25 protein-coding genes are annotated in these 25,605 nt (G+C 64.8%); 14 read left to right on the top strand and 11 right to left on the bottom strand.

From position 1 onward, the window contains the following. Positions 1-23 precede the first annotated feature (23 nt). Together V9K97_RS24740 and V9K97_RS24745 are read right to left on the bottom strand one after the other, a co-directional pair. The gene (locus tag V9K97_RS24740; RefSeq protein ID WP_258503908.1) at positions 24-746 is read right to left on the bottom strand and encodes an ABC transporter ATP-binding protein; all 723 of its coding nucleotides are present in this window, start codon (positions 744-746) and stop codon (positions 24-26) included. A 3-nt stretch (positions 747-749) separates the two neighbouring features. Then, a complete protein-coding gene (locus V9K97_RS24745) occupies positions 750-1,553 on the bottom strand; it encodes an ABC transporter permease (protein ID WP_258503909.1) in 804 nt (267 codons plus the stop codon). Positions 1,554-2,042: 489 nt separating this feature from the next. Here V9K97_RS24745 and V9K97_RS24750 point away from each other — a divergent pair, with 489 nt between their 5' ends. Both V9K97_RS24750 and V9K97_RS24755 read left to right on the top strand, forming a co-directional pair. After that, positions 2,043-3,836: a glycosyltransferase family 2 protein gene (locus V9K97_RS24750; protein WP_337321308.1), complete on the top strand. Its 1,794-nt coding sequence runs from the start codon at positions 2,043-2,045 to the stop codon at positions 3,834-3,836. 2 nt (positions 3,837-3,838) lie between these two features. Beyond that, positions 3,839-4,819: a glycosyltransferase family 2 protein gene (locus tag V9K97_RS24755; protein ID WP_337321310.1), complete on the top strand. Its 981-nt coding sequence runs from the start codon at positions 3,839-3,841 to the stop codon at positions 4,817-4,819. Between the two features lie 21 nt (positions 4,820-4,840). Here V9K97_RS24755 and V9K97_RS24760 read toward each other — a convergent pair whose 3' ends face one another. Further along, positions 4,841-5,596, bottom strand: a complete 756-nt coding sequence (locus V9K97_RS24760; protein ID WP_337321311.1) for a glycosyltransferase family 2 protein — start codon at positions 5,594-5,596, stop codon at positions 4,841-4,843. 45 nt (positions 5,597-5,641) lie between these two features. Between V9K97_RS24760 and V9K97_RS24765 the strand changes: the two genes are divergently transcribed. Together V9K97_RS24765 and argB are read left to right on the top strand one after the other, a co-directional pair. Then, positions 5,642-6,739, top strand: coding sequence for a glycosyltransferase family 4 protein (locus V9K97_RS24765; protein ID WP_337321313.1), 1,098 nt, complete (start codon positions 5,642-5,644; stop codon positions 6,737-6,739). Positions 6,740-6,818: 79 nt separating this feature from the next. Further along, positions 6,819-7,712, top strand: a complete 894-nt coding sequence (gene argB / locus V9K97_RS24770) for an acetylglutamate kinase (RefSeq protein WP_124959799.1) — start codon at positions 6,819-6,821, stop codon at positions 7,710-7,712. A gap of 21 nt (positions 7,713-7,733) precedes the next feature. Here the strand turns inward: argB and galE are convergent, their stop codons facing one another. Beyond that, on the bottom strand, positions 7,734-8,753 hold the full coding sequence (gene galE, locus V9K97_RS24775) for a UDP-glucose 4-epimerase GalE (protein ID WP_337321319.1): 1,020 nt from the start codon (positions 8,751-8,753) through the stop codon (positions 7,734-7,736). Positions 8,754-8,873: 120 nt separating this feature from the next. On the opposite strand from galE, the gene slmA reads away from it, so the two are divergent. The 5 genes from slmA to V9K97_RS24800 all read left to right on the top strand — a co-directional run bounded on the left by slmA (position 8,874) and on the right by V9K97_RS24800 (position 13,639). Further along, positions 8,874-9,527 carry a nucleoid occlusion factor SlmA gene (slmA, locus tag V9K97_RS24780; protein WP_258503916.1) on the top strand — a complete coding sequence of 218 codons (654 nt, stop codon included), beginning with the start codon at positions 8,874-8,876 and terminating at the stop codon, positions 9,525-9,527. Between the two features lie 144 nt (positions 9,528-9,671). Beyond that, entirely contained in the window at positions 9,672-11,195 is a 1,524-nt protein-coding gene (locus V9K97_RS24785; RefSeq protein WP_337321321.1) for a catalase, read from the top strand. Positions 11,196-11,353: 158 nt separating this feature from the next. Then, positions 11,354-11,956, top strand: a complete 603-nt coding sequence (locus tag V9K97_RS24790) for a DUF1326 domain-containing protein (protein ID WP_337321323.1) — start codon at positions 11,354-11,356, stop codon at positions 11,954-11,956. Next, positions 11,953-12,759, top strand: a complete 807-nt coding sequence (locus tag V9K97_RS24795) for a DUF2182 domain-containing protein (protein WP_337321325.1) — start codon at positions 11,953-11,955, stop codon at positions 12,757-12,759. Before V9K97_RS24790 ends, V9K97_RS24795 begins: the two co-directional genes overlap by 4 nt. Beyond that, positions 12,752-13,639 carry a DMT family transporter gene (locus tag V9K97_RS24800; protein WP_337321327.1) on the top strand — a complete coding sequence of 296 codons (888 nt, stop codon included), beginning with the start codon at positions 12,752-12,754 and terminating at the stop codon, positions 13,637-13,639. The genes V9K97_RS24795 and V9K97_RS24800 overlap by 8 nt, the downstream gene beginning before the upstream one ends. A gap of 20 nt (positions 13,640-13,659) precedes the next feature. Here the strand turns inward: V9K97_RS24800 and V9K97_RS24805 are convergent, their stop codons facing one another. The 6 genes from V9K97_RS24805 to V9K97_RS24830 all read right to left on the bottom strand — a co-directional run bounded on the left by V9K97_RS24805 (position 13,660) and on the right by V9K97_RS24830 (position 20,391). Next, entirely contained in the window at positions 13,660-14,718 is a 1,059-nt protein-coding gene (locus V9K97_RS24805; protein WP_337321329.1) for a malate/lactate/ureidoglycolate dehydrogenase, read from the bottom strand. A gap of 144 nt (positions 14,719-14,862) precedes the next feature. Next, positions 14,863-16,389 (bottom strand): UxaA family hydrolase, encoded by a 1,527-nt coding sequence (locus V9K97_RS24810; protein WP_337321357.1) that lies wholly within the window; start codon positions 16,387-16,389, stop codon positions 14,863-14,865. Positions 16,390-16,517: 128 nt separating this feature from the next. Further along, positions 16,518-17,912, bottom strand: coding sequence for a TRAP transporter large permease (locus tag V9K97_RS24815; protein WP_337321331.1), 1,395 nt, complete (start codon positions 17,910-17,912; stop codon positions 16,518-16,520). Positions 17,913-17,938: 26 nt separating this feature from the next. Then, positions 17,939-18,499, bottom strand: a complete 561-nt coding sequence (locus tag V9K97_RS24820; protein WP_337321332.1) for a TRAP transporter small permease — start codon at positions 18,497-18,499, stop codon at positions 17,939-17,941. Positions 18,500-18,636: 137 nt separating this feature from the next. Beyond that, a complete protein-coding gene (locus V9K97_RS24825) occupies positions 18,637-19,635 on the bottom strand; it encodes a sialic acid TRAP transporter substrate-binding protein SiaP (protein ID WP_337321334.1) in 999 nt (332 codons plus the stop codon). Positions 19,636-19,683: 48 nt separating this feature from the next. Continuing rightward, entirely contained in the window at positions 19,684-20,391 is a 708-nt protein-coding gene (locus V9K97_RS24830; RefSeq protein WP_337321336.1) for a FadR/GntR family transcriptional regulator, read from the bottom strand. A 131-nt stretch (positions 20,392-20,522) separates the two neighbouring features. Here V9K97_RS24830 and V9K97_RS24835 point away from each other — a divergent pair, with 131 nt between their 5' ends. The 3 genes from V9K97_RS24835 to V9K97_RS24845 are packed head-to-tail and all read left to right on the top strand — an operon-like array spanning position 20,523 to position 22,879. Next, entirely contained in the window at positions 20,523-21,257 is a 735-nt protein-coding gene (locus V9K97_RS24835) for an SDR family oxidoreductase (protein WP_337321338.1), read from the top strand. After that, complete coding sequence (locus V9K97_RS24840; protein WP_337321340.1) at positions 21,254-22,000, top strand: SDR family NAD(P)-dependent oxidoreductase; 747 nt, start codon at positions 21,254-21,256, stop codon at positions 21,998-22,000. The genes V9K97_RS24835 and V9K97_RS24840 overlap by 4 nt, the downstream gene beginning before the upstream one ends. Before the next feature lie 30 nt (positions 22,001-22,030). Then, positions 22,031-22,879 (top strand): fumarylacetoacetate hydrolase family protein, encoded by an 849-nt coding sequence (locus tag V9K97_RS24845; protein ID WP_258503925.1) that lies wholly within the window; start codon positions 22,031-22,033, stop codon positions 22,877-22,879. A 75-nt stretch (positions 22,880-22,954) separates the two neighbouring features. On the opposite strand, the gene V9K97_RS24850 is transcribed toward V9K97_RS24845, so the two are convergent. Next, positions 22,955-23,839 carry a LysR family transcriptional regulator gene (locus V9K97_RS24850; RefSeq protein ID WP_258503926.1) on the bottom strand — a complete coding sequence of 295 codons (885 nt, stop codon included), beginning with the start codon at positions 23,837-23,839 and terminating at the stop codon, positions 22,955-22,957. A 145-nt stretch (positions 23,840-23,984) separates the two neighbouring features. Between V9K97_RS24850 and V9K97_RS24855 the strand changes: the two genes are divergently transcribed. Both V9K97_RS24855 and V9K97_RS24860 read left to right on the top strand, forming a co-directional pair. Then, complete coding sequence (locus V9K97_RS24855; RefSeq protein WP_337297948.1) at positions 23,985-24,743, top strand: SDR family oxidoreductase; 759 nt, start codon at positions 23,985-23,987, stop codon at positions 24,741-24,743. A 128-nt stretch (positions 24,744-24,871) separates the two neighbouring features. Next, positions 24,872-25,570, top strand: coding sequence for a TetR/AcrR family transcriptional regulator (locus tag V9K97_RS24860; protein ID WP_337321341.1), 699 nt, complete (start codon positions 24,872-24,874; stop codon positions 25,568-25,570). Positions 25,571-25,605 lie beyond the last annotated feature (35 nt).

A 25,605-nucleotide genomic window follows, 5' to 3' on the forward strand; every position in this document is an offset into this window, starting at 1 on the left:
GGTGCCAGCCCAGCGGGCTCAGATCACATCTCGAGCTGCGACAGATCGGCCTCTTCGAGTCGGCCATGGCTGAGCTTGAGAACCATGTTGCATTCCTTGGCGATCAGCGTCGGCGAATGAGAGGCAAGTACCAGAATGCCGGACTTCGAAACCACGTCTCGCATGCGCTTCTCGGCCTTCTCGGTGAAGTCGGCATCACCGACGGAGAGCCATTCGTCCATGAGAAGGATGTCTGCTTCCACGCTGGTGGAGATCGAAAAGGCAAGCCGCATCATCATGCCGGTCGAATAGGTGCGGACCGGCATGTCGACGTACTGCCCAAGTCCGCTGAACTCGCAGATTTCAGGCGTCAGTCGGTCGATTTCCTTCTTGCTCAGCCCCATGACGAGGCCGCGCAGCATGATGTTCTCGATGCCCGTTGCATCGGGCTCGATGCCCAGGGATGGATCAATCAGGCTCGATACGGTGCCTTCGCGCCGGAATTCGCCGGCGGAAGGCTCGTAGACGCCCGCCAACGTGCGTAGCAGGGTCGATTTGCCCGCGCCGTTGTGCCCGATCAGCCCCAGCCGGTCGCCGCTTTTCAACTCGAGGTTGATGTCGCTCAGTGCCTGAACGACTGTGACGCCGGTTTCCTTCCCAAACCTGCCGCCGGTGACGGACGCCGCCAGTGTCTTTTTCAAGGATGCCGCTCCCGCGCCGTAGATCGGGAAATTAACAGCAACGTTTTTTAGTGAAATGGAAGCCATGTATCAGAGCCAGTAGACGACACGTCGACGGTATTTCGAGAACAGGAGCGTGGAGGCGACGAGCGTCAAAGCCGTCCACCCCAGAATCCCCCACCAACTGTGAGAAGTGGCGACTCCTCCCATCAATGGAGTCCGCAGCAAGTCGAGCATTTGGGCAAACGGATTCCAGAGGATGTACTTGGCGCGGTCAGGCAGACTCTCAGGGAGCCAGAACACAGGCGTCAGAAACATCAGCATCTGCATCACGCTGCTGACGATCTGCGTCACGTCTCGAAAGCGGGTGCAGACGAGGCCGAGCAGCAGTCCAAGCGCATGGGCATTGATGATGGCAATAACCATTGCTGGAATGATCAGCAGCGCAGACGCTGAAAGAGAGATTCCCGCCCAAAGCGCAACTGGAACGTAGAGGACGATCTGGTGTGCAAATTGAATCAGATTTCTGGCGATGCTCCGCCAGACGAACAAGCTGATCGGAAAATAGCCCTGCTTGAGGTAATTGGAAGAGCCCACAAAGGCATTGCACGACTCCGTCACCACACTGGAGAAAAAGCCCCAGAAGATGATTCCCAGTGCAAGGTGGGGAAAGAACTTGGAGAGTTCTGTACCAAACAGGGAGCTATAAAGGGGGCCCATGCCGCCGATCATCGCCCCCATGCTCAACGTGAGCCATAGAGGGCCAAGCATCGAGCGACGGTAGCGCAGCACAATGTCGAACCACGCAAGCGTCCACCAGATGTCTGTACGGCGGGTGCCTTCCCACCAATCAGCCCAGGCATTCCGATGTAAATTGGAGTGAATTTGGCTCATACGCTTCCGAAAGTGTCTGCCAGGCCGGCGATATAGTCGCCACCGAGATATTCGTCACACTGGATTGCGATGAGCACCAGTTCTTCGTTGCCGATGTTGGTCAAGCGTTGTTTCTCTTCAATGGGTATGGCGCAATATTGCCAGACGCGGCTTTATTCCTGGCACCGTCGGTTTGCAAAGGCGCCGCATGCGCCAACAGTCCAGTGCTCTGCGCTGTGCGGCCAGTGGTGATCGAGCGATTTTACGGGTAGCTCTCGGGTGCTTCTTGGCATGGCAGCTGCAAGTCCTGCCACTTGCCTTGAAGAGTTCCGAAGATAATCGTCCGCCGCCCGCGTGCCTGGTAGGGTGATTCCCTCTCCGGCCTCGCTTACCTGTTCCAGTATTCCCCACAAGCCCCACTCCGCTTCTTCGGGCACGCAATATGAAATCTTTTGATCGGCTCGGTCTTGGCTTGGACGCACTTTGGCGAGGTTCAGGGTGGTAAGGCGCATGCAGCGGGCCTGGAAGTTGTTCCAGAAGTCGGGCTGGCGCGGTATCCGATGGGAGTTGCGCCGGCGCCTCGGCGGCTACAACGATTATTCCAAGTGGGTGCGGCGCTACGACACTCTCACGCCTGAACTGCGCGAAAAGATCTCGCAGCGTGTGTCGGCGATGAAAGACCGCCCGCTGATCTCCGTGCTGATGCCGACCTACAACCCCAACCCGGCGTGGCTGCGCGAAGCCATCGAGTCGGTTCGTGGGCAGGTCTATCCGCATTGGGAGCTGTGCATTGCCGACGACGCTTCGCCTTCGGCCGAGGTGCGAGAGGTACTCAAGTCGTACAGCGAGACAGATCCCCGCATCAAAGTGGTGTTCCGGGCTGAAAACGGCCATATCTCCGCGGCATCGAACAGCGCGCTGGAACTGGCGGTGGGACCCTGGGTGGCGCTCATGGACCACGACGACCTGCTGCCGGCCCATGCATTGTTCTGGGTGGCCGATTGCATTGCCGAGCACCCTGGCGTGCAGCTGATCTACTCGGACGAGGACAAGGTCGACGAAGGCGGCCATCGCTTCGGGCCGTATTTCAAGTCGGACTGGAACGTCGATCTCTTTCGCTCGCAGAACATGTTCAGCCACCTCGGCGTGCTGTCCACCGAACTCATGCGCTCGGTTGGCGGTTTTCGCGCGGGGCTCGAAGGTTCGCAGGACTGGGACTTGGTGCTGCGCTGCATGGAGCGCGTGGAGCCGGAGCAGATTCAACACATCCCCCGCGTGCTTTATCACTGGCGGGTGCATGCAGAAAGCACGGCCGGCTCGATGACGGCCAAGCCCTACGCGGCTATCGCGGGCGAGCGGGCACTGAATGAGCACTTTGTGCGCACGGGTGTGCGCGCCACTGCCGAGCATCTGGATTTCGGCTACCGGGTGCATTACGCCTTGCCTGATGTCTTGCCCCTGGTTTCGTTGATCATTCCAACGCGCGACGCGCTGCCTCGGGTGCGCCAGTGCGTCGGCTCCATCTTGCAGAAGACAAGTTACTCGCGCTACGAGATCATCATCGTCGACAACGGTTCCGACGACCCTGCGACGCTGGCCTGGTTGAAGACCGTTGCCGCGGACCACCCGAACATTCGGGTGCTGCGCGACGACCGGAGTTCCAGCTATCCAGCGCTGAACAACGGTGCGGCAGCCATCGCGCAAGGCGATGTGATCGCACTGCTCAACCACGACATCGAAGTCATTTCGCCCGACTGGCTGAGCGAGATGGTGAGCCTCGCACTGCAGCCTGGCGTCGGCGCTGTCGGCGCGCGGCTCTGGTATCCGGACAAGACGCTTCAGCACGCGGGTCTGATCCTGGACGCGAAGGACATCGCAACCCATCCGCATCGCGGAATGCCCGCGGGAAGACCCGGCTACGGCGGACGCGCCGCGCTGATCCAATCTTTCTCGGCCGTCTCAGCCGAATGTATGGTGATCCGGAAAAGCCACTACGAACAGGTCGGCGGATTCGATGAGAGTCATCTGAAGGAGTTTTTTGGCGACGTCGATTTTTGTCTCCGCTTGCGCGCTTCGGGCTTGCGCAACCTGTGGACGCCTCATGCGGAACTATTCCTGCACCAGCCGGCTATTCACTCCAGGAATGCCTCCCCGCACGGAAAACACCAGTTCCAGGAAGAGGCCGCCTACATGCAGCAACGCTGGGGCGAGTTGCTGAAGAACGACCCCGCCTACAGCCCGAACCTCATGCTCGCGCGCGAAGACTTCAGCTACGCCTGGCCGCCGCGCCTGGCGCCGGTTTGAAGATGCAGGGTATTTCAGTCGCGCTTTGCACGCGCAATGGCGCGCGCTTCGTGGCGGCGCAGGTGCGCAGCATCTGCACGCAAGACAGGCCGCCGAGCCAGATCGTGCTTTCAGACGACGGTTCGACGGATGAGACCATTGCCACGGTGCGCAGCACCCTGGCCGCTTGCGGCGCTGCCGAAAGCGTCGAGCTCGTCGTTTTCCAGAATTCGCCGGCACTGGGCGTCACCCGCAATTTCGAGCAGGCCGTGCGGGCATGCACCCACGAACTCATCGCGCTCAGCGACCAGGACGACGTGTGGCACCCGGGCCGGCTGGCCCGCATGGCGGCCCGCTTCGAAGCTGAGCCCGAGCTGCTGCTGCTGCACACCGATGCCCGCCTGGTCGACGCCGAGCTCGCACCGCTGGGCACTTCGCTCTTTCACGCGCTAGAGGTACGACCCGCCGAACTGGCTGCCATTGCAAGCGGAAATGCCTTCGATGTGCTGTTGCGGCGCAATCTGGTCACCGGTGCCACCACCATGTTTCGCAAGGAACTGCTTGAATTCGCCTTGCCGTTCCCCGAGGGCTGGGTGCACGACGAGTGGCTCGGCGCGGTGGCCGCGGCCACCGGCCGTGTCGATGTGCTGGCGGAGCCGCTCATCGACTACCGGCAACATGCAAGCAACCAGATCGGCGCGCGCCGGCCGACGCTCTCTGAAAAGATCGGCAAGGCCTTTGTCGAGCGCGGCGACAAGCATTGGGCGCGGCTGCGCAGGGCGGAGGCGCTGCTGGACCGGCTGAGCTCCCTCGGCGCGAAGGTGCAACCGAAGTACCTCGAGGCCCAGCGTGCCAAGGTGGCGCACCAGCGCTTCAGGGCCGAGTTGCCCCGATCGAGGCTTGCGCGCCTCGGTCCGGTAATGCTGGAGGCCGCTCGCGGCCGCTATGACCGCTTCGGGCGCGGCTGGCACGCGGTGGCGCAGGACCTGCTCGAGCGCGGATAGCTCGGGCTCGCGGGACCGTGCTTAGCGGGTGCCCGCCTTCAGCCGCCTATAGCGCCAGAAGGCTCCCGAAGTCCACACCTTCAGCAAGCTGGTTACGTGCCAGTACAGATGCTTTTTGCTGCTGCGGCTGGCACGCTGCGCCTCGTGGCGCGCCAGCAGGTCTTCTCCCACCTGCAGCTTCCAGCCCGCGAGTTGCGTCCGGGCACAGATGTCGAAGTCTTCCCCGTACATGAAGAAGCGCTCGTCGAAGCCGCCGATCTGTCGGTAGGCGCTGCTTCGAAACAGCATGAACAGGCCCGGAATCCAGGCGGGCACCGCCGGGCGTTCATAGCCCGGCTTCCGGCGGGTCACGATTTCGAGCGGCGTGATGATCTCGCGATGCTGCTCGGGCGTGCTCTTGCCTGGCTCCAGGATGCGCGGCGTCAACAGGCCGGCGTCAGGCGCGGCCTGGGCAATCAAGGGCGCCAGCACGTCGCCGTCGAAGCGGATGTCCGGGTTGAGCACCAGGAACCACGGCGTCTCGCAGTGCTGGAACGCCTGGTTGTGGTTGGCCCCAAAGCCCTTTGGCTGGGCGTTTTCGATGCGCTCGACCGGAAAGCTCCATTCCTGGCCCGCCAGCACATCGGGTTCGGGGATGTTCAGCGTGAGCACGACCTTGGCGGTCGATGCACCGCTGAAGCGGTCCAACTGCTCGAGCAGCGGCCTGATCAGCGCAAGCTGACCGTGGCTGACGATCGAAACGGTGATGGGGGGAAGGGAGGGGGAGGGCGCTGGCATGGTCTAATTTCGCTCGGGAATTCTAGAGTTCCCCAACACCCACACATGATTGCTCTGATCGTCATCAGTTTTTTTGCCTCTGCCTTCGCGGTGCAGCTGTTCATGCGCCGGGCGCGACGGCATGCGCGGCTCTACGGCACGGACATGCCCCAGCGCTTCCACAAGGGCCATGTGCCGCGCCTCGGCGGCGCCGGAATCATGTTCGGCATGGGGGTGGCCTGGCTGGCGGCCGGCATCACGGGAACCGATCCGTTCAACGTGTCGTGGCCGGTCAAGACCTCGATGCTCACGCTGCTGTGCATTGCACCGGCCGTCATCGCCGGCATCCTCGAAGACGTGACGCAGAACGTGAGGGTGCGCTACCGGCTGGGGCTCACCATCGGCTCCGCCTTGCTGGCCTGCTGGATGCTCGGGCTCAGCCTGTCGCGCACCGGCATCGAGGCTGTCGACGGCTGGCTGGCGCTGGTTCCCTATGGCGCCGTTCTGTTCGCGGCGCTGGCCATCGGCGGGCTGCCGCATGCCTTCAACATCATCGACGGCTACAACGGGTTGGCCGGCACCGTGGCCGTGCTGGTCTGCCTTGCCATTTCGCACGTGGCGCTGCAGGTGGGCGACCGCCAACTCGCGGCGATGATGGTCTGCCTGGTCGGCGCCACCGTCGGCTTTTTGATCTGGAACTACCCGCGCGGCAAGATCTTCGCCGGCGACGGCGGTGCCTATGTGTGGGGCATGGTCATCGCCGTGGCCTGCGTCACGCTCGTGCAGCGGCACCGCGTCGTCTCGCCGTGGTTCCCGATGCTGCTGCTGATCTACCCGGTCTGGGAAACGCTGTTTTCCATCTACCGCAAGCTCGCGCGCGGGCAGTCGCCCGGCACGGCCGACGCGCTGCACTTTCACCAGTTGATCTTTCGGCGCATCGTGCGGGTGGCGTTCGCGGACGACGAGGCCCGCCAATTGCTCGCCCGCAACAACAGGACCTCTCCCTACCTGTGGATGTTCGCAGCGCTGTCGGTGGTGCCGGCCGTGCTGTTCTGGAACAACACCATCGTGCTGATGCTGTTTTGCCTGCTGTTCGTCACGACCTATGTGGGTGCGTACCTGATGATCGTGCGATTCAAGGTGCCGCGCTGGCTGCGCCCGTGACAGCGCGCAAGACGGCCCGCTTGTTGCGACAATTTCCTCTATTCATCGTCCTCCTCACCGTTTTGGAGCCTGCCCGCCCATGACCGACCCCGTCCTCAACATTCCCCCGCGCGACAAGGCCGAGATCCTGGCCCAGGCGCTGCCGTACATCCGCAAGTTCCACGGCAAGACCATCGTCATCAAGTACGGCGGCAATGCCATGACCGATCCGGCCCTGCAGGCCGACTTCGCGGAAGACGTGGTGCTGCTCAAGCTGGTCGGCATGAACCCCGTGGTGGTGCACGGCGGCGGCCCGCAGATCGAGGCGGCGCTCAACCGCCTTGGCAAGAAGGGCAGCTTCATTCAGGGCATGCGCGTGACCGACGCCGAGACCATGGAAGTCGTCGAATGGGTGCTGGCCGGCGAAGTGCAGCAGGACATCGTGGGCCTGATCAACCAAGCCGGCGGCAAGGCCGTGGGCCTGACCGGCCGCGACGGCGGCATGATCCGCGCGCAAAAGCTCAAGATGGCCGACCGTGCCGACCCCAACCTGCATCACGACGTGGGCCAGGTCGGCGACATCGTCTCCATCGACCCCAGCGTGGTCAAGGCGCTGCAGGACGACGCGTTCATTCCGGTGGTCAGCCCCATCGGCTTCGGCGAGGAGAACGAGAGCTACAACATCAATGCCGACGTGGTCGCCGGCAAGCTTGCCACCGTGCTCAAGGCCGAGAAGCTCATGCTCCTGACCAACACGCCCGGTGTGCTCGACAAAGACGGCAAGCTGCTCACCAACCTGAGCGCACGCGAAATCGATGACCTGTTTGCGGACGGCACTATCTCGGGGGGCATGCTGCCCAAGATCGAAGGCGCGCTCGACGCAGCCAAGAGCGGCGTGAACGCGGTGCACATCATCGACGGGCGGGTGCCGCACGCCATGCTGCTCGAAATCCTGACCGACCAGGCCTACGGCACGATGATTCGCGCGCGCTGAGCCAATCTCCGCGGGCTGGGCTCAGCCCTCGTACCCGTTCGGGTTACCCTGCTGCCAGCGCCAGCTGTCCGCACACATCTGGTCCAGCCCGCGATGCGCACGCCAACCCAGCGTGGCCTGCGCGAGCGAGGGGTCGCCCCAGTACGCGGGCACATCGCCAGCCCGGCGCGGGCCGATCTCGCAAGGAATTGTTCGCCCGCTCGCGCGTTCGAACGCATGCACAACCTCCAGCACTGAAGCGCCGCGGCCGGTGCCGAGGTTCAGCGTGACCAAGCCTGGATTGGCCTCCGCATGCCGCAGGGCCGCGACGTGTCCTTCGGCCAGGTCCATCACGTGCACGTAGTCGCGCACGCCGGTGCCGTCGGGCGTGGGGTAGTCGTTGCCGTGGATCACCAGCTTGTCCCGCTGCCCCACGGCCACCTGGCACACGAAGGGCATCAGGTTGTTCGGCTTGCCTTGCGGGTGTTCTCCGATGAGCCCGCTTTCATGCGCGCCGACGGGGTTGAAGTAGCGCAGCAGCGCGATGCGCCATTCCGGTTCGGCGCGGTGCAAATCGGTGAGTGCTTCTTCGACCATGTGCTTCGAACGGCCATAGGGGCTGGCCGGCCTGCAGGGCGCGTCTTCCGGAATGGGTGAATGGTCGGGTTCGCCGTACACCGTGGCGGAAGACGAAAAAATCAAGGTCCGCACGCCCGCCTGCTGCATGGCCGAAGCAAGCACGAAGCTTCCGTGCACGTTGTTGTCGTAGTAGGCCAGCGGGTCGGCCACCGAGTCGCCGACGGCCTTGAGGCCGGCAAAGTGGATCACGGCCGAGAAACGTTCGCTCCCCAGCACGCGGTCGAGCAGGGCCCTGTCGCGCACGTCGCCTTCGATCAGCCGCGGTGCGCTGCCCGTGATCTGGCGCAAGCGTTCCAGCACGCGCACATCGCTGTTGCCCAGGTTGTCCAGGATCACCGGCACATAGCCGGCCGCGGCCAACGCCACGCAGGTGTGGCTGCCAATGAAACCCGCCCCTCCGGTCACCAGTACGCTGTTGGCCATGAAAAACTCTTTACTTTGTCAGGGAAGTTGATTCTGTACGAGCTTTCCCGCCCCGTTTGCACGCGCTCACTGCGCGGCCCTGTGCGAGAATCAATTGATTACATCTTTGCACGCGCTCCCATGCAGAACGAAGAGACAAGCTATCCCGGCGTAGAAACTCCAACCGAGCCGCTGGCAGCCGCCGCCCCCGTGCGAAAGCGCCCCAAGCCCGGGGAAAGGCGCGTGCAAATTTTGCAGGCGCTGGCCGCCATGCTGGAACAGCCCGGTGCCGAGCGGGTGACCACGGCGGCATTGGCCGCGCGGCTCGACGTGAGCGAGGCTGCGCTTTACCGTCACTTCGCGAGCAAGGCGCAGATGTTCGAAGGCCTCATCGATTTCATCGAGCAGAGCGTCTTCACCCTGGTCAACCAGATTCTCGAGCGCGAAGGTGCCACCGGCGCGCAGCAGGCCGCAAGAATCCTCACGCTGCTGGTGCAGTTTGCCGAGCGCAACCCCGGCATGACGCGTGTCATGGTGGGCGACGCACTGGTGTTCGAGAACGAGCGGCTCCAGCAGCGCATGAACCAGTTCTTCGACAAGATCGAAGCCACGCTGCGCCAAGTGCTGCGCGGCACGGCCGCCGCTGACGGTTCTGCAACCCCCACGGTCGACGCGCAGGTGCGCGCCGCCGCGCTCACGGCCTTCGTGGTCGGCCAGCTGCAGCGCTTCACGCGCTCGGGCTTCCGCCGCGCGCCCTCGGAACACCTCGAAGCCACGATCGCGCTGATCGTCTAGGTGGCAGCGCCGGCGCGCCGCCGGTCGCGGAGAGATCGCCTCCTGAGATTGCCTCCTATCGATGCGATAGTTGAATATGACGTGACGCCGTCATATTCATTGACAAAATACATGGGCTCCACAACTCACGAGGAAAGCCCACAAATGACCGACTCCCGCAAGCTCACCACCGAAAACGGCGCGCCCGTCGAGAACAACCAGCAGTCGCAGACGGCCGGCGTCAACGGCCCTGTGCTGATGCAGGACCACAACCTCATCGAGAAGCTTGCGCGCTTCGACCGCGAGCGCATTCCGGAGCGCGTGGTGCATGCGCGTGGATCGGGCGCCTTCGGCACTTTCGAAGTCACGGCCGACGTGTCGAAATGGACCAAGGCCAAGTTCCTCGGCCAGGTGGGCAAGAAGACCGAAGTGCTGGCCCGTTTCTCGACCGTGGCGCTCGAACTCGGCTCGGCCGACACCGTGCGCGACCCGCGGGGCTTTGCGCTCAAGTTCTATACCGAAGAAGGCAACTACGACCTCGTCGGCAACAACACGCCGGTCTTCTTCATTCGCGATCCGCTCAAGTTTCCCGACTTCATCCACTCGCAAAAGCGCGACCCCTACAGCCACGTGCAGGAGCCCAATAACGCGTGGGACTTCTTCTCGCATTCGCCCGAAGCCACGCACCAGTTCACCTGGCTCTTCGGCGACCGCGGCATTCCGAAGAGCTACCGCCACATGGACGGTTTCGGCTCGCACACCTTCCAGTGGGTGAACGCCAAGGGCGAGGCCTTCTGGGTCAAGTACCACTTCAAGACCAACCAGGGCATCGAGACCTTCGTGGCCGAAGAGGCGCAGCGCGTGGGGGGCGAAAACCCGAACCACCACCACCTCGACCTGCTGCACTCCATCGAGCGCGGCGAGTTCCCGACCTGGAAGGTGCAGGTGCAGATCATGCCCGTGGCCGAAGCGCAGACCTACCGCTTCAACCCCTTCGACCTGACCAAGGTCTGGTCGCACAAGGACTATCCGAAGATCGACATCGGCATCCTCACGCTCAACCGCAACCCCGACAACTACTTTGCCGAAATCGAGCAGGCCGCGTTCAACCCCGCCAACTTCGTGCCCGGCATCGGTCCGTCGCCCGACAAGATGCTGCAAGGCCGCCTGTTCAGCTACGGCGACACGCAGCGCTACCGCCTGGGCATCAACCACACGCAGCTGCCGGTGAACCGTCCGCACGCCACCACGGCGCAAAACTACGGCCGCGACGGCGCGATGCGCGGCGACGGCAACGGCGGCCGCGGCCCCAACTACGAGCCCAACAGCTTCAGCAACGCGCCCAAGCAGACCAACGAGCCGGTGTATGCGCCGCTCGAGATCCACGGCTGGACCGGCAGCCACCAGTGGCAGCAACACCCCGAGGACACCGACTTCGTTCAGGCCGGCGACCTTTATCGCCTGATGGACGAAGCAGCCAAGGAGCGGCTGGTGAACAGCATCGCGGGCGGGCTGGGCGCCGTGACGCGGCAGGACATCATCGACCGCTCGATCGGCTACTTCCGCCAGGCCGATGCCGACTACGGCGCGCGGCTCGAGCGGGCCGTGAAGGCCGTGCAGGCGAAGATCAAGGGCGAGGAAGTGAGCGTCCAGGTCGGCAAGCCGGCGCACGACACAAGCCGGAGCTGATCCGCCGCAGCCCATGGGTACCCAGGGTACCCATGGCGCCGCATGGGTCCGGATGGCGCACTCGACTTGCCTGGTTGCGAGGCGTACGATCAGCGCCCCCTTGCCGCTGAGTCGCGGCGACAAGCCTGTGTTCGCGTAGCTTCTGAACGGAGGTTCGTATGAGCTATCACCTGGAAGGTCGCCTGCTCGAGGTTTGCAACTGCAATGTCCTGTGTCCCTGCTGGATCGGCGAGGACCCCGACAACGGCACCTGCGACACCATCGTCGCGTGGCGCATCGACAAGGGAACCATTGACGGCATCGACGTCGGCGGCAACACCATCGCAGCCGTGGCCCACGTGCCCGGAAACATCCTCCAAGGCAACTGGACGGCGGCGATCTTCGTCGACGACAACGCCTCCAAGGAGCAGGAAGAAGCGCTGCTCAAGGTCTACACCGGGCAAGCCGGCGGGCCGATCGCCGACCTGGCCAAGCTCATCGGCGAGGTCGTGTCGGTCGAGCGGGCGCCCATTCGCTTTACGGTGAACGAAGGCAAGGGCGAGCTGGAGATTGGCACCGACTACTACGCCGAACTCGAGCCCTACCGCGGCGCCACCGGCGGCCAGACCACGCTGTCCGACACCGTGTTTTCCACCGTGCCGGGCGCGCCGGTGTTCGTCGGCAAGGCGCCCACCTACCGGTCGAAGAACCACGCGCTGGGCATCGACCTGAATCTGAAGAACCACAACGCGCTGCAAAGCACTTTCGTGTTCGACTCATGAGCGCCGCGTTGCCGCGCAACGCAGTCCGCCACCGCCGCGTGTTCCTGCCGGTTCTTGCCGCGCTCGCCACGCTCGCGTGGCTGGTGTTGTGGGCTTGGGCACGCAGCCCTTACGGACGCTATCTCGAACATGGCGACTGGACCGTCTCTGGCCCAGCCGCCTTCCTGTGCCAGGTCGTCCCGGCCGGTGGCGTGGTCGTGCCTGCCGTGCTCTACGCCGCGGCGTGGATCCTCATGACGGCCGCCATGATGCTGCCGACCACGCTGCCGCTGTTCAACGCCTTCGACCGACTGACCGCCGGGCGGGCCGACCACGCACGCCTTCTCACCATGCTGGGGCTCGGCTACATGGCGGTGTGGGGCGCTTTCGGCCTGCTGGCGCACGGGCTCCACAGCGCGGTGCTGGCACTGCTGGCCAGCGCGCCGACGCTGGCCTGGCATGGCTGGGTCATCGGTGCCGCGACCATTGCGCTGGCCGGCGCCTTCCAGTTCAGCCGCCTCAAGCACCAGTGCCTGGAGAAGTGCCGAACGCCTCTGAGCTTCGTCATCGAGCACTGGCGCGGCCATGCGCAAGCCCGCCAGGCATTCGTCCTGGGCATGCACCATGGTCTCTTCTGCGTCGGCTGCTGCTGGGCGCTCATGCTGTTGATGTTCGCGCTCGGCACCGGCAGCCTTGGGTGGATGCTGCTGCTGGCCGTGGTCATGGCACTGGAGAAGAACGTTTCCTGGGGCCATCGGCTGAGCGCGCCGCTCGGGTTCGCGCTGCTGGGATGGGCTGTCTTCATGGTGGCCTCCCATGTCTGAAGTTGTGTCCGAGGCACGCCGCGGCCCGTCCACCCTGCAGACCATCGCCCTGACGGCGGTGGCCATGCTCGCGTTCGCGGCCAACTCGCTGTTGTGCAGGCTCGCACTGCAGCGGCAGGGCATCGACCCGGCCAGCTTCGGCAGCATCCGGCTGGTTTCCGGTGCAATCACGCTCCTGCTTGTCGTGCAGCTGAGGTCGCGGCCGCCTTCGGCCGCCCGAGCCGACTGGCTCGCTGCCGCCATGTTGTTTGCCTATGTGGCTTTCTTTTCTTTTGCTTACCTGAGCCTTTCCGCGGGCACGGGCGCGCTGATCCTGTTCGGCGCGGTTCAGCTCACCATGCTTGGCGCGGGCCTTGGCGCGGGCGAACGCTTCGGTCCCGTCGCTTGGCTCGGCTTCGTTCTGGCGGCGGGCGGGCTGGTCTACCTGGTGTTGCCCGGTGTTGCCGCACCGCCGCTCCTGGGCGCCGTGCTGATGGCCGTCGCCGGCGTGGCGTGGGGCGTGTATTCGCTCCGCGGCCGTGGCGTGCCCAACCCCTTGGCCGCCACCTCGCGCAACTTCTTGCGGGCGGTGCCGCTGGCCCTGGCACTCAGCGTCGTTTTTGTGGCGCGCGCCCATGCGGACGCAACCGGCATCGCGTTGGCCGTGGCCTCCGGCGCGCTGACGTCGGGCCTCGGCTATGTGGTCTGGTATGCGGCGCTGGCCCGTCTTTCGGCCATGCAGGCGGCCACCGTGCAGCTGTCGGTGCCGCTCCTGGCTGCGTTCGGCGGGGTGCTGCTGCTCTCGGAAGCAATCACGCCGCGGCTGGCGGCCGCGTCGGTGGCCATCCTGGGTGGCATTGCCATCGTGCTGAGCCAGAAGTCGCGCAACGCACGCCGCTAGATGAGCGCGAGCGCTGGCTTCTACGCGATTGCCACGCCCACCTTGGAACCGGCCGCGACGATTTCTCCCCACGTTGCATCGTCCAGCCAGATGCCGCTGCGCTCGCGCGCCACACGTGCGGCGCGCTCGGGTTCGCCCGCGATCTGCACCTGGTCGAAGCCCGCGCCCGGCGGGCTCTGGCGCAGCCAGTCGACGAAGGCTGTCGCTTCCTGCGCGAAGCTTTCCTGCGTTCCCAGCTTCGCGGGATCGATCAGGATGGTCAGCATGCCGTTGAGCACCGTGCGCGCCGTATCGGCCGGGCGGTGCCAAGTGCCACCGCCGGTGAGTGCCCCGCCCAGCAGCTCGCAGGCCATGGCCATGCCGTAGCCCTTGTGCTCGCCGAAGGTCATGAGCGCGCCGAAGAGGCCGTTGGATTGCGGCACCACCACCACGCCCGGGTCATTGGTCGGCGCGCCGCGCTCGTCGATCAGGTAGCCGTCGGGCACCTGCTCGCCCTTGTTGTGCGCAACGCGCATCTTGCCCTGTGCCACGCGGCTGGTCGCAAAGTCGAGCAGAAACGGCTCGGCCCCCGCCAGCGGAATGCCGATGCAGCACGGGTTGGTGCCAAAGCGCCCGTCGCCGCCGCCCCATGGCGCCACCACGGGCCGCGAAAGCACATTGACGAAGTGCATCGACACCAGGCCTTCGGCCGTCGCCATTTCGGCGAAGTGCCCGATGCGGCCCAGGTGGTGCGCGTTCGCGAGCGTGAAGATGCAGCTGCCGTGCTGCTTCGCCCGTGCGATGCCGAGCTCCATCGCCTGCACGCCGACGATCTGCCCGTAGCCATGCTGCCCGTCGAGCGCGAGCAGCGTGCCGATGTCGGCATTGACCTTGACCGAGGCATTGGGCACAAGCCCGCCTTCGGCCACCGCATCCACATAGCGCGGCAGCATGCCCACGCCATGCGAATCATGGCCGCTCAGGTTGGCGAGCACCAGGTTGGCCGCCACCTGTTCGGCTTCGGCCGGCGTGCTGCCGGCGGCAGTCAGGATTTGCGCGCATTGCGATCGCAACGTAGCGGCGGGAAGGGTCTTGGGCATCAGTTGACTCCATGGGTTTGATCAAGGGCCGCGCAGCAAGGCCCGTTCGTGAAACACCGCGGAACCGGCTTTGCCGGGCCGCTGGTGTTGCCCCCGGTAGGGGGAGGGAGAAGCGACACGAAGTGCGCGTAGCCTGGGGGCGAGCTACATGACTGCGCCGACTTGCCACGGCACGAATTCGTTCTGGCCGTAGCCATGTTTCTCGCTCTTCGACGGCTCGCCGGACGCGGTCGCCAGCACCAACTCGAAGATGCGCTGGCCCATCTCCTGGATGGACGACGTGCCGTCCACGATCTCGCCGCAGTTGATGTCCATGTCCTCTTCCTGCCGTTGCCACAGCGCCGAGTTGGTCGCGAGCTTGAGCGAAGGGGAGGGCGCGCAGCCGTAGGCCGAGCCGCGCCCGGTCGTGAAGCAGATGATGTTCGCGCCGCCGGCCACCTGCCCGGTGGCGCTCACGGGGTCGTAGCCCGGCGTGTCCATGTAGACGAAGCCGTGCGCCGTCACCGGCTCTGCGTATTCGTACACCGCCTCGAGGTTGCTGGTGCCGCCCTTGGCCACCGCGCCGAGCGACTTCTCGAGAATCGTCGTGAGACCGCCTGCCTTGTTGCCCGGCGAGGGGTTGTTGTTCATCTCGCCTTCATTGATCTCGGTGTAGTGCTCCCACCACTTGATGCGTTCCACCAACTTCTGGCCGACCTCGCGCCGCACCGCGCGGCGCGTGAGCAGGTGCTCGGCGCCATAGACCTCGGGCGTTTCGCTCAAGATGGCCGTGCCGCCATGCGCCACCAGCAGATCGACCGCCGCACCCAGCGCCGGGTTGGCGCTGATGCCCGAATAGCCGTCGGAGCCGCCGCACTGCAGGCCGATGGTGATGTGCGCGGCGCTGCACGGCTCTCGCTTCACCGCGTTGGCGCGCGGCAGCATCTCGTTGATGAGCGCAATGCCCTTCTCGACCGTCTTGCGCGTGCCGCCGGTGTCCTGGATGTTGAAGGTGCGGAAGTTCTCGCCCTCGGCCAAGTGGCCCGTTGCGAGCCAGGCATTGATCTGGTTCGCCTCGCAGCCCAGGCCCACCACCAGCACGCCGGCAAAGTTGGGGTGCGTGGCGTAGCCCGTGAGCGTGCGCTCCAGGATCTGCATGCCCATGCCTTGCGTGTCCATGCCGCAGCCCGTGCCGTGCGTGAGCGCCACGATGCCGTCGACGTTCGGATAGTCCGCCAGCGCAGCCGGATTGGTCTTGCGCGAAAAGTGGTCGGCTATGGCGCGCGCCGCGGTGGCCGAACAGTTCACGCTCGTCAGCACGCCGATGTAGTTGCGCGTGGCCACGCGGCCGTCCGCCCGCCTGATGCCCATGAAGGTGGCCTCGCGCTTTGCGGGGGGCGGCTTCACGTCGGCGCCAAAGGCGTAGTCGCGCTCGAAGTCGCCCTTGTCCGGGCCCATGTCGAGGTTGTGCGTGTGCACATGCTCGCCCGCGGCTATGGGCTTGCTCGCAAAGCCGATGATCTGGTTGTAGCGGCGCACCGGCTCGCCCGCGGCAATGGCGTGTGTCGCCACCTTGTGGCCGGCGGGAATCAGGCCGCGCACGGCGAAGTCTTCGACCTTGGCGCCGCCGACCAGCTGGCTGCGCGCGATCACGACATCGTCGGCCGGATGGAGGCGAATAAACGGGGTCATGGATGCCATGGATGAATCTCCTGGGGAACACCGCGGAACCGGCTTTGCCGGGCCGCTGGTGTTGCCCCCTGCAAGGGGGTTGGCGAAGCGACACGAAGTGCGCGAAGACTGGGGGTGTGCAACATTTCTTAGAAGAACATTTTGGGCAACCACAGTACCAATGAAGGCACATAGGTAATCACGACCAATGCCAGCAGCAGTGGAATGAGCCACGGCAAGATGGCCATCGTCGTGCGCTCGAAGCTCAGCCCCGCCACGCGCGCCAGCACGAACAGCACCATGCCCATCGGCGGATGCAGCAGGCCGATCATCAGGTTCAGCACCATCACCAGGCCGAAGTGGATCGGGTCGACGCCCAGTTGCGTGGCAATCGGCAGCAAGATGGGAACCAGAATGGTGATGGCGGCGGTGGGCTCCAGGAAGCAGCCCACGAACAGCATCAGCAGGTTGGCCAGCAGCAGGAACACCCAGGCTTCCTTGGTGAAGCCCAGCACCCAGCTGGCGATGTCGGTGGTCACGCCGGTGGCGGTCAGCATCCAGCCGAAGATGGAAGCCGCGGCCACGATGAACAGCACGGTCGACGTGGTCTCGATGGTGTCCAGGCAGACCTTGACGAACATCTTCCACGACAGCGTCTTGTACCAGGCAAAGCCCAGGATCATGGCCCACACGCAGGCTGCAATCGCACCTTCGGTGGGTGTGAACAGGCCCGTGCTCATGCCGCCGATCAGCAGCACCGGCGTCATGATCGGCAGCAGCGCCTCGAACTTGAAAATCCTGTCGAGCACGAAGAGCGATGCCAGGCCCGCAAACACCGTGAGCTGCGGCGGCGTGCCCAGCTTCGAAACCAGGAGCCACATCAGCAGTGGCCAGCCGATCACCACGGCCAGCTCGCACATGGCCTTGAAGAAACGCGTGCTCGAGAACTTGACGTCGCCGCCCCAGCCGTTGCGGTGGGCAAAGTAGGCCACCGTGAGCATCATCAATATGGCCAGCAGCGCACCCGGCAAGATGCCCGCAAGGAACAGCGCCCCCACCGACACGTTGGCCATCATCCCGTAGATCACGAACGGCAGGCTCGGTGGAATGATCGGGCCCAGCGTGGCCGAAGCCGCGGTCACGCCGACCGCGAACTCGGTCGAGTAGCCGTGCTCCTTCATGGCCTTGATCTCGATGGTGCCGAGACCGGCCGCATCGGCGATGGCCGTGCCGCTCATGCCCGCAAAGATCACCGAGCCGAGCACGTTCACATGGCCCAGGCCCCCTTTGAGCCAACCCACCAGCGCCAGCGCGAAGTTGTAGATGCGGGTGGTAATGCCGGCGTTGTTCATCAGGTTGCCGGCCAGGATGAAGAAAGGCACCGCCAGCAGCGGAAAGCTGTCGATCCCGCTCACCATGCGGTGGATGACAACGAACGGCGGCAGGCTGCCGCTCACGAGGATGTAGGCCAGCGAGGCGCCGGCCATGGCCACGGCCACCGGAATGCCGCCCGCCATGAAGATCAGGAAGAATATTTTCAGCATGCAGTTGTTCTCGTCGGGCTCAGGGCTCAGTGGTCGGCAAGGGTGGACTCGGGTCGTTCGAGCACGCTGTAGCCGCGCTTCCAGTGAGTGCGCGCCACCTGGATCGAGCGCCAGGTCATCGCGACGAAGCCGAACAGGCACAGCGCGTAGACGATGTTCATCGGCGCATCGACGATGGTCATGCGGGTGTTGTTGCCGATCTTCAGCATCATCTGCACTGTCATGATCACGGCCGCAATGAAGAAGGCGGTGCGCAGCACGTCGACCGCGCGAGACACCCAGCGGCCCATGGCCGCGGGCATGTGGCGGTAGAAGAAGTCGACCTGGATCTGGTTGTTCTTTGCCACCCCGATGGCCGCGCCGATGAAGACCACCGCAATCAGCATGTAGCGCGCCACTTCCTCGGTCCACGCGGCCGAGTCGTTCATCACGTAGCGCGTGATGAACTGGTAGAACACCGTGAGCCCGAGCATCCAGAAGATCGCGAGCGAAATCCAGCCTTCGGCGATGGTGTGGGAAAGGTCGACGACCTCGTCTTCCGCGTGGAAGTGGCCTTCGTCATCAATGATTTTCTTGTCGTCAGTCAATGCAATCTCCTGGTCGGCTCCAGCGGCAAGCAAAGCGAAGCCCCTTCGGGAGACACCGCGGAACCGGCTTTGCCGGGCCGCTGGTGTCGCCCCCTCGAGGGGGAGGCGGCTACACGAAGTGAGCCGCTTCGGGGGGGTTACTTGATTGCCGTGATGCGGTCGTAGTCCTGCTGGCGATAGCCGTGGTCCGTGGGCTTGGTGTTCTTCAGCACGGCTTCACGGAACGCGGCCTTGTCCACCGTGATCACGTTGTTGCCCTTCTTCTTGAACTCTTCGACCAGGCGGGCTTCCGACGCGATGATGTCGCGGCCCGTCTTTTCAGCGGCTTCCTGCATCACCTCGGTGAAGATCTTCTTTTCGTCGGCCGAGAGCTTGCCCCACAGCTGGCCGGAGGTCACGGTGAGCAGCGAGTCGACGATGTGGCCCGTGAGAGAGATGTTCTTCTGCACCTCGAAGAACTTCTTGGCCTCGATGGTCGGCAGCGGGTTTTCCTGCGCATCGACCGTGTTGTTCTGCAGCGCGAGGTAGACCTCGGCAAACGCAATGGGCGTGGCGTTGGCGCCCAGCGCCTTCGGGAAGGCCAGGTAGGCCGGCGCGTCAGGCACGCGGATCTTCAGGCCCTTCATGTCCTCCGGCTTGGTCACCGGCTTGCCCGCGCTCGAGGTAACGTGCCGCGCGCCGTAGTAGTTGAGCGCGGTGATGTGGTTGCCGCTCTTGTCGTCGTAGCCCTTGGCAAGCTCCTTGAACACATCGCTCTTGGCGTACTTCAGCAGATGCTCCGCGTCGCGGAAGATGAACGGAAAGTAGGTCACGGCCAGCGGCTTGTAGGTGTTGCCCGCAAAGCTCGCGCCGGTCAGCACGATGTCGACCGTGCCGAGCGTCATGCCCTGGTTGATGTCCGCTTCCTTGCCCAGGCTCGATGCCGGGAACACCTGGATGTCGTACTTGCCGTTGGTGCGCTTCTTGATTTCTTCGGCGGCCCACACGGAATACTTGTGGAAGGGCTCCGAGGTTTCGTACACGTGCGCCCACTTGAGCTTGGTCTGCGCACCGGCCATGCCGGCGGTGCCCAGCGCGGTGGCTGCCAGGGTGCAGGCGGCGATGGCTTTCAGGGTGTTGCGTTTGCTGCTGTTCATCGGTTTGTCTCCGTTGTAGTAGTGGCTGAAAGAAATGCTGCTGGCGATTCAGGAAGTTTTTGCGCGGCGCCAGCTCGCGCTGAATCTCTGGTGCGAGTTGTCCATGTGCATGTGCATCGCGGCGCGCGCGGCCTCGGCGTCGTGCGCAGCCACCGCGTCGCGAATGGCCTCATGCTCTGCAATGGCCGAACGCCACGACGGCACCGTCTCGAAGTACCCACCCAGCCGCGTGAAGATCGGTCCGTTGCGCGAATCCCAGAAGCTCTGCACCGTTTCCACCAGCACGGCATTGCCGCTGGCCGAGACGATGGCCACGTGGAAAGCGCGGTCGCCGTCCAGCGGCAGCACTTCTCGGTCGGCCAGTTCGCGCATCAGCTCGATGGCGCGGCTCATGGCGTCGATGTCCTTGCGCTTGCCGATGGTGGCCGCGATGGCGGCGGTTTCGCCCTCGATCACCCGGCGCGCGCGAATCAGCTCCAGCGGCCCCCATTCCGTGGGCGCCACAGGCTTGCTTGCGCGGTGCGAGCGGTCGAGCACGTACACGCCCGAGCCCGTGCGAACCTCGACCCAGCCTTCGACCTCAAGCGCAATCAGCGCCTCGCGCACCGAAGGCCGGCTCACGCCGAGTTGCTTGGCCAGGTCGCGTTCGGCCGGCAGCCGCGCGCCGACCGCGAATTCGCCCTGGCCGATCAGCCCGCGAAGCTGGTCGGCAATCTGGCGGTACAAGCGCTGGGGTTCGACGGTCTGTAGCGGCACGAGTGGCTTGCTGTTAAGGGTTGTCCTGAATTGGACAAGTGGTAAGGCCAATTCAGAATACGATCCGCACCGCGCCATTGCCATCAGGCCAAACCCTGAACGGCCGGTTCCCATCTTTCAAGGAGACATGCATGAGACTCAAGGGCAAGACCGTGCTCGTGACGGCAGCCGGACAAGGCATTGGCCACGCGAGCGTGCTCGCCATGGCCGCCGAAGGCGCACAGGTCTGGGCGACTGACGTGAACGAGAAGCTGCTCGAACGCTACGCCGGCGTGGCCAACGTTCGCACCGCCAGGCTCGACGTGCTCGACAAAGACGCCATCGGTGCCTTCTTCAAGAGTCTTCCCGCGCTCGACGTGCTCTTCAACTGCGCGGGCGTGGTGCACAACGGCACCGCGCTCGAGGCCTCCGACAAGGACCTGGAGTTCGCGTTCAACCTGAACGTGCGCGCGCAGTTCTGGACGATTCAGGCCGCGCTGCCCGGCATGCTGGCCGCAGGAAGCGGCAGCATCATCAACATGGCGAGCGTGTGCTCGAGCATGAAGGGGTTGCCCAACCGCTTCGTCTACGGCACCACCAAGGCCGCGGTGCTCGGCCTCACCAAGAGCGTGGCGGCCGACTTCGTGGCGCGCGGCATCCGCTGCAATGCGGTGTGCCCCGGCACGGTCGATACACCGTCGCTCGGCGAACGCATCAACGCCAACGAAGACCCGGACGCCGCCCGCAAGGCCTTCATCGCCCGCCAGCCCATGGGGCGGCTCGCGCAAGCCGAGGAAATTGCACCCGTGGTGGTGTTCCTGGCCAGCGACGAATCGGTGTTTGCAACAGGCCAGGCCTTCACGGTGGACGGCGGCATCACCATATGAACCAGCTCGACTTCGCCGGCCGCCATGCCGTGGTGACCGGCGGTGCGGCGGGGCTGGGCTACGGCATCGCCGAGCGGCTGATCGCATCGGGCGGCAGCGTCACGCTGTGGGACCGCGACGAGGCTGCGGCCAACAAGGCTGCTGCTGCGCTGGGCCCCAAGGCTTTCGCAGTGAAGGTCGACGTGGCACAGCAGCCTTCGGTGGCAGCCGCCGTCGCGGCCACGCTGGCGCATTCGCCGCGCATCGACGCATTGGTCAACAGCGCCGGCATCACCGGCCCCAACACCAAGCTCTGGGACTATCCGGTGGACGACTGGCGGCAGGTGATGGAGGTCAACATCAACGGCGTCTTTCTCTGCTGCCGCGAAGTGGTCGCGCAAATGCGCAGGCAGGGCTACGGCCGCATCGTCAACATCGCCTCGGTGGCGGGCAAGGAGGGCAATCCCAACGCCAGCGCCTACAGTGCGAGCAAGGCCGCCGTCATTGCGCTCACCAAGTCGCTCGGCAAGGAGCTGGCCGACACCGGCATTCGCGTCAACTGCGTGACGCCCGCGGCGGTGAAGACCGCCATCTTCGACCAGATGACACCGGAGCACATCGCGTTCATGCTCTCGAAAATTCCGATGGGCCGCTTCGGCACGGTGGAAGAAGTGGCCGCGATGGTCGGCTGGCTCTGCACCGAAGATTGCTCGTTTTCCACCGGCGCCGTGTTCGACCTCTCCGGCGGCCGCTCGACTTACTAGTTAATCAGTCTCCCCCCAAGAAAGGACAACATGAAACTCGTTCGCTATGGCAACCCCGGCAAGGAAAAGCCCGGCCTCATCGACGACGAAGGCCGCCTGCGCGACCTGAGCGCGGTGGTCAAGGACATCGGGCCCGAGCAACTCGGCGACGCCGCGATTGCCAAGCTGCGCAAGCAGAAGATCGACAAGCTGCCGCTGGTCAAGGGCAAGCCGCGTTTCGGCAGCCCCGTGGCCAACGTCGGAAAGTTCATTGCCATCGGCCTGAACTACGCCGACCACGCGGCCGAGTCGGGCCTGCCGATTCCCGCGGAACCGGTGGTCTTCATGAAGGCGACCAGCTGCATCCAGGGCCCGAACGATCCGGTCATGCTGCCCAAGAACTCGGTCAAGAGCGACTGGGAAGTGGAGCTTGGCGTGGTCATCGGCACGCGCGCGCGCTATGTCTCGCAAAAGGACGCGCTCAACTTCGTGGCCGGCTACTGCACCATCAACGACGTGAGCGAGCGCGAGTTCCAGATCGAGCGCGGCGGCACCTGGGACAAGGGCAAGGGCTGCGACACCTTCGGCCCCATCGGCCCCTGGCTCGTGACGCGCGACGAAGTGCCCAACCCGCAAAAGCTGTCGATGTGGCTCGACCTCAACGGCAAGCGCATGCAGACCGGCAGCACCAAGACCATGATCTTCAGCATTGCCAAGATCGTGAGCTACCTGAGCCAGTTCATGACGCTCCTGCCCGGAGACGTGATCACCACCGGCACGCCGCCCGGCGTGGGCCTGGGCATGAAGCCGCCGCTCTACCTGAAGAAGGGCGACGTGATGACGCTCGGCATCGAAGGCCTGGGCGAGCAGCGCCAGGAAGTGGTGCCTTTCAAGCTCTGAGCAAACAGGCTCACAAGAAACGGCGCGGTAGGCGGAAGCCTGCCGCGCCTTTTTTATTTGCGCTGCCTGGCACGCTCAGCGCAGTACCCGAATCAACTCGTCGTACACCAGCCGCACGCGCGCCGGCACCGGCGCACGCTGCGGCCGGTAGACATTGATCGGCCATGGCTCCGGTGCGTCGGCCTCCAGCACGGCCACCAGCGCGCCCGTTTGCAGCCAGGGTTCGGCCAGCGGCGCTATGAGCTGGCCGAAGCCCACGCCGGCCAGCACGGCGGCGCATTCGGCATCGATGTCATCAGTCACGAAGGCCGGCGACGTCACCGTGACGATCCGCCGCTTGCTGAACGCCCACGGCCACGGACGGCCCGAGCTCAGGTCGATCAGCGCGGTAAGCGGCAGTTCCGAAAGCGCATCGAGGCTCTGCGGGGCGCCGACTTTTGCGATGAGCGCCGGCGCCCCCACCACATGCAGCGGCATCTTCCCGACAGTGCGGGCCACAAAGCGCGCGTCGCGCATCGGCCCCACGCGAATGCCGATGTCGATCTGCTCGTCGACCACGTCGGCATGCTGCTCGGACAGGCGCAGGTCGAGCACCAGCCCTGGGTGCGCTGCCAGCAGCGGAGCGAGCGCCTGTGGAATGAGCCGCGCATACATGTGCGGCGCCGTGACCCGCACCGTGCCCGCGTGGCGGGACAGCGTGCGCCGGTCGATCTGGTGAAACAGCTCGTCGACGCCGCCCACTGCGACGCGGGCGCGCTCCGCAAGCTGCCGGCCGAAATCGGTGAGTTGCACGCCGCGCGTGCTGCGGTGGAACAGTGGCTCGCCCAGTTCTTCTTCGAGCTCGCGCACCGCGCGCGTCACTACCTGGGGCGATACCGACAGGCGCACGGCAGCCTCGCGGAAGTTGGCGGCATCTGCGGCGGTGCAGAACACGCGCAGGGCTTCAAGGCGGTTGGCCATGGTGGTGCTTTCAAAAACCTCAAAAGTTGGAGTATTCCATTTTCAGGAATTCTGAAGTCGCAAGAGTTTCATTTACGGGAATGCGTGGATTTTCGACACTGCATGCACTTCTTGTTTTTCTTCAACACCCCCGAAAGGAACCTCCATGACATCCGTTCAAGACAACATCCGCGGCAAGGTTGCCATCGTCACCGGCGCGAGCAGCGGGCTCGGCGAATCGACTGCCCGCCACCTGGCCGCGCGCGGCGCCAAGGTGGTGCTCGCAGCGCGCCGCACCGACCGGCTCGACAAGGTGGTGGCCGAAATCCGCGAGGCGGGCGGCGAAGCCATTGCCGTCGCCACCGACGTGGCCCGGCGCGCCGACCTGGAAAAGCTCGCGGCCGCAACGGTCGAAGCCTTCGGCCGCATCGACGTGCTGGTCAACAACGCGGGCGTGATGCCGCTGTCGCCCATCGACAAGCTCAAGGTCGACGAGTGGGACCGCACCATCGACGTCAACATCAAGGGCGTGCTCTACGGCATTGCCGCGGTGCTGCCGCGCATGCAGGCCCAGGGCAGCGGCCACATCGTCAACGTCGCGTCCATCGCCGGGCTGAAGGTGTTCACGCCCATCGGCACCGTGTACAGCGCAACCAAGCACGCCGTGCGCGCCATCTCCGAAGGGCTGCGCGTGGAAATGGGCAACAGCGGCGTGCGCGTGACCATCGTGTCGCCGGGCGCGGTCGATTCGGAGCTTAAGTTCGGCAGCAGCGACGCCGAGAGCGCCGCCGGCGTGCAGGCCTTCTACGAGGCCAACCAGATCCCCGCCGACTCCGTGGCCCGCGCCGTGGTCTATGCGGTGGAGCAGCCCGCGGACGTGGACATCAACGAGGTGGTGCTGCGGCCGGTTGCGCAGGAGTTCTGATCGGGGCGGGGCCGGCGACGGCCCCCCGTCCCATCGATTAACCTTCAACCGCGGAAGGGCATTGACATCGAAAAGCAGAAAGCCCCTGCAAAATAGAACGACCGTTCGTTTTATTCGGAGCTTCCACGATGTCTGTCAATGCCGTTCCCGCCAAGCCGGTCCGCGCGGCCCAGAAGGGCCAGCAGACCAAGGCCGTCATCGTCGACGCGGCGCTGGCGCTGGCTGCGCAGATCGGGCTCGAGGGCCTGTCGATCGGCGCCGTGGCCGAAATCACCAAGATGAGCAAGTCGGGCGTGTTCGCCCACTTCGGCTCGCGCGAGGAACTGCAGATCTCGGTGGTGCGCGAGTATCACGCACGTTTCGAGCAAGAGGTGTTTTTTCCGGCCCTCGAGGCGCCGCGCGGCCTGCCGCGCCTGCGCGCCATGTTCGCCAACTGGATGAAGCGCACCTCGGCCGAGATCGACTCGGGCTGCATCTACATCAGCGGCGCCTCCGAATTTGATGACCGTCCCGGCCCGGTGCGCGATGCGCTCGTGGAGTCGGTCAGCATCTGGCAGGCGGCCGTTCTGCGCGCCATCGTGCAGGCAAAGAGCGAAGGCCATCTGCGCGCCGACGCCGACGAGCGGCAGGTTGCCTTCGAAATCCACGGCCTGATCCTCGCGCTGCATTACGAAGCACGCTTTCTGCAGGTGCCGGGCTCCATCGGCCGCGCGAACGTCGGCTTCGACAACATCCTGGCGCGCAGCGCCACGCCCGATGCACCGCCGCCTGCCGCAGAACCCGCGGCGGCCAAACCCACTGCCCGCCGGCTCAAGCCCGTGCGCTGAGCGGCCCGTTCTTTCTCGTTTCCCCTTTTTCTTTA

This window comes from Variovorax sp. CCNWLW186 (genome assembly GCF_037203865.1).
In the GTDB taxonomy this organism is placed as follows: domain Bacteria; phylum Pseudomonadota; class Gammaproteobacteria; order Burkholderiales; family Burkholderiaceae_C; genus Variovorax.

Coding starts and splice junctions, on each gene's coding strand:
- V9K97_RS24740 (WP_258503908.1), bottom strand. CDS start 746: ATGGCTTCCATTTCACTAAAAAACGTTGCTGTTAATTTCCCGATCTAC.
- V9K97_RS24745 (WP_258503909.1), bottom strand. CDS start 1,553: ATGAGCCAAATTCACTCCAATTTACATCGGAATGCCTGGGCTGATTGG.
- V9K97_RS24750 (WP_337321308.1), top strand. CDS start 2,043: ATGCAGCGGGCCTGGAAGTTGTTCCAGAAGTCGGGCTGGCGCGGTATC.
- V9K97_RS24755 (WP_337321310.1), top strand. CDS start 3,839: ATGCAGGGTATTTCAGTCGCGCTTTGCACGCGCAATGGCGCGCGCTTC.
- V9K97_RS24760 (WP_337321311.1), bottom strand. CDS start 5,596: ATGCCAGCGCCCTCCCCCTCCCTTCCCCCCATCACCGTTTCGATCGTC.
- V9K97_RS24765 (WP_337321313.1), top strand. CDS start 5,642: ATGATTGCTCTGATCGTCATCAGTTTTTTTGCCTCTGCCTTCGCGGTG.
- argB (WP_124959799.1), top strand. CDS start 6,819: ATGACCGACCCCGTCCTCAACATTCCCCCGCGCGACAAGGCCGAGATC.
- galE (WP_337321319.1), bottom strand. CDS start 8,753: ATGGCCAACAGCGTACTGGTGACCGGAGGGGCGGGTTTCATTGGCAGC.
- slmA (WP_258503916.1), top strand. CDS start 8,874: ATGCAGAACGAAGAGACAAGCTATCCCGGCGTAGAAACTCCAACCGAG.
- V9K97_RS24785 (WP_337321321.1), top strand. CDS start 9,672: ATGACCGACTCCCGCAAGCTCACCACCGAAAACGGCGCGCCCGTCGAG.
- V9K97_RS24790 (WP_337321323.1), top strand. CDS start 11,354: ATGAGCTATCACCTGGAAGGTCGCCTGCTCGAGGTTTGCAACTGCAAT.
- V9K97_RS24795 (WP_337321325.1), top strand. CDS start 11,953: ATGAGCGCCGCGTTGCCGCGCAACGCAGTCCGCCACCGCCGCGTGTTC.
- V9K97_RS24800 (WP_337321327.1), top strand. CDS start 12,752: ATGTCTGAAGTTGTGTCCGAGGCACGCCGCGGCCCGTCCACCCTGCAG.
- V9K97_RS24805 (WP_337321329.1), bottom strand. CDS start 14,718: ATGCCCAAGACCCTTCCCGCCGCTACGTTGCGATCGCAATGCGCGCAA.
- V9K97_RS24810 (WP_337321357.1), bottom strand. CDS start 16,389: ATGACCCCGTTTATTCGCCTCCATCCGGCCGACGATGTCGTGATCGCG.
- V9K97_RS24815 (WP_337321331.1), bottom strand. CDS start 17,912: ATGCTGAAAATATTCTTCCTGATCTTCATGGCGGGCGGCATTCCGGTG.
- V9K97_RS24825 (WP_337321334.1), bottom strand. CDS start 19,635: ATGAACAGCAGCAAACGCAACACCCTGAAAGCCATCGCCGCCTGCACC.
- V9K97_RS24835 (WP_337321338.1), top strand. CDS start 20,523: ATGAGACTCAAGGGCAAGACCGTGCTCGTGACGGCAGCCGGACAAGGC.
- V9K97_RS24840 (WP_337321340.1), top strand. CDS start 21,254: ATGAACCAGCTCGACTTCGCCGGCCGCCATGCCGTGGTGACCGGCGGT.
- V9K97_RS24845 (WP_258503925.1), top strand. CDS start 22,031: ATGAAACTCGTTCGCTATGGCAACCCCGGCAAGGAAAAGCCCGGCCTC.
- V9K97_RS24850 (WP_258503926.1), bottom strand. CDS start 23,839: ATGGCCAACCGCCTTGAAGCCCTGCGCGTGTTCTGCACCGCCGCAGAT.
- V9K97_RS24855 (WP_337297948.1), top strand. CDS start 23,985: ATGACATCCGTTCAAGACAACATCCGCGGCAAGGTTGCCATCGTCACC.
- V9K97_RS24860 (WP_337321341.1), top strand. CDS start 24,872: ATGTCTGTCAATGCCGTTCCCGCCAAGCCGGTCCGCGCGGCCCAGAAG.